This window comes from Nonomuraea sp. NPDC050022, assembly GCF_044460705.1.
Lineage (GTDB): Bacteria > Actinomycetota > Actinomycetes > Streptosporangiales > Streptosporangiaceae > Nonomuraea.
The window spans coordinates 1,430-3,550 of sequence record NZ_JBITKE010000033.1 but is presented as its reverse complement, the minus strand read 5'-3'; the positions used below and the strand labels follow the sequence as shown (position 1 = coordinate 3,550).

The 2,121-nt window shown below is 56.2% G+C and carries 1 rRNA gene; it reads right to left on the bottom strand.

Annotation, left to right across the window (positions count from 1 at the left end):
• Nucleotides 1–2,073: ribosomal RNA gene (locus ACIBO2_RS58810) — 23S ribosomal RNA — on the bottom strand; the annotation flags it as partial.
• Nucleotides 2,074–2,121: the final 48 nt, after the last annotated feature.

Below are 2,121 nucleotides of genomic sequence, written 5' to 3'. Positions count from 1 at the left end.
GCTAAGCAGTCCCCTTAACGTTCCGGCACCGGGCAGGCGTCAGTCCGTATACATCGTCTTACGACTTCGCACGGACCTGTGTTTTTAGTAAACAGTCGCTTCCCCCTGGCCACTGCGACCCCCACCAGCTCACAGAGCTAGCCTGATCACCAGCAGAGGTCCCCCTTCTCCCGAAGTTACGGGGGCAATTTGCCGAGTTCCTTAACCGCAGTTCACCCGATCGCCTTAGTATTCTCTACCTGACCACCTGAGTCGGTTTAGGGTACGGGCCGCCACAACACTCACTAGAGGCTTTTCTCGGCAGCATAGGATCATCCACTTCACCACAATCGGCTCGGCATCACATCTCAGGCATACAGAACGCGGATTTGCCTACGTTCAGCCCTACATGCTTACCCCAGGACAACCATCGCCTGGGCTGGACTACCTTCCTGCGTCACCCCATCGCTTACCTACTACCCGATCGGATCGAGCGTTCAGCCTCACCCCTAGTCCCGAAGGACATCAGAGGACTTAAGGACTCTTAGCATCACGAGGTTCGATATGGGCGCATTGAAGCGGGTACGGGAATATCAACCCGTTGTCCATCGACTACGCCTGTCGGCCTCGCCTTAGGTCCCGACTTACCCTGGGCGGATTAGCCTGCCCCAGGAACCCTTGGTCATCCGGCGCGAGGGTTTCTCACCCTCGATTCGCTACTCATGCCTGCATTCTCACTCGTGTACGCTCCACGGCTAGATCACTCTGCCGCTTCACCGCATACACGACGCTCCCCTACCCATCAACACAGACGAATCTGCATCAATGCCACGACTTCGGCGGTGTACTTGAGCCCCGCTACATTGTCGGCGCGGAATCACTTGACCAGTGAGCTATTACGCACTCTTTCAAGGGTGGCTGCTTCTAAGCCAACCTCCTGGTTGTCTCTGCGACTCCACATCCTTTCCCACTTAGCACACGCTTAGGGGCCTTAGTCGGTGATCTGGGCTGTTTCCCTCTCGACTACGAACCTTATCGCCCGCAGTCTCACTGCCACGCTCTCACTTACCGGCATTCGGAGTTTGGCTGACGTCAGTAACCTTGTCGGGCCCATCAGCCATCCAGTGCTCTACCTCCGGCAAGAAACACGCGACGCTGCACCTAAATGCATTTCGGGGAGAACCAGCTATCACGGAGTTTGATTGGCCTTTCACCCCTACACACAGATCATCCCCCAGGTTTTCAACCCTGGTGGGTTCGGTCCTCCACCCAGTCTTACCTGAGCTTCAACCTGCCCATGCGTAGATCACTCCGCTTCGGGTCTACAGCATGCGACTCAAACGCCCTATTCAGACTCGCTTTCGCTACGGCTCCCCCACACGGGTTAACCTCGCCACACACCATAACTCGCAGGCTCATTCTTCAAAAGGCACGCAGTCACATCACAACCGTTCCGAAGAACAGCTAAGCTCCTACGGCTTGTAGGCACACGGTTTCAGGTACTATTTCACGACCCCTCACCGGGGCACTTTTCACCTTTCCCTCACGGTACTCGTGCACTATCGGTCACCAGGGAGTATTTAGGCTTACCAGGTGGTCCTGGCAGATTCACACAGGATTTCTCGGGCCCCGTGCTACTTGGGATCCCCTCAAGAAGCCTTCAAGATTTCGCCTACCCGGCTCTCACGGTCTACGGCAGCCCTTCCCAGAGCTTTCGACTACCTCAAAGGTTTATCACTCCTTGGCCGATCGGCAGATCGACCCAGAGGGTCCCACGACCCCGGACATGCAACGCCTGCCGGCTATCACACACGCCCGGTTTAGCCTCATCCGCTTTCGCTCACCACTACTCACGGAATCACTCTTGTTTTCTCTTCCTACGGGTACTGAGATGTTTCACTTCCCCGCGTTACCACCAACCGCCCTATACATTCAGGCGGAGGCAACACCACATGACTGGTGCTAGGTTTCCCCATTCGGACATCCCCGGATCAACGTCTGGTTGGCGACTCCCCGAGGCTTAACGCAGCCTCCCACGTCCTTCATCGGCTCCTGATGCCAAGGCATCCACCGTGTGCCCTAAAAAACTTGGCCACAAAGATGCTCGCGTCCACTATGCAAATCTCAAACAACAAACAGCCA